Annotated in this window: 1 pseudogene; it reads right to left on the reverse strand. The window is 28.4% G+C overall.

What is annotated here, in order from left to right:
• Positions 1 to 195 (reverse strand): annotated as a pseudogene (locus KGF36_RS20090) (transposase); the annotation flags it as partial.
• Positions 196 to 204 lie beyond the last annotated feature (9 nt).

Below are 204 nucleotides of genomic sequence, written 5' to 3' on the forward strand. Positions count from 1 at the left end.
TATTTGGTTTTGCTTTGAATAACAAGTGCACATGGTCAATATCATGATTCCATTCTAGCAACTCCACTCCATAATTTGGGGCGATATCTACAAATATATCTTTTAGTCTATCTGATATAGAGTTATCTATTTTATACACATAACTAAGTGATAGTGTAACAAAAATACTGAATGATTATTACTATCTAATTTCATTGTAATTAC

Origin of the sequence: Clostridioides sp. ZZV14-6009, assembly GCF_020658095.1 — a bacterium.
GTDB lineage: Bacteria > Bacillota > Clostridia > Peptostreptococcales > Peptostreptococcaceae > Clostridioides.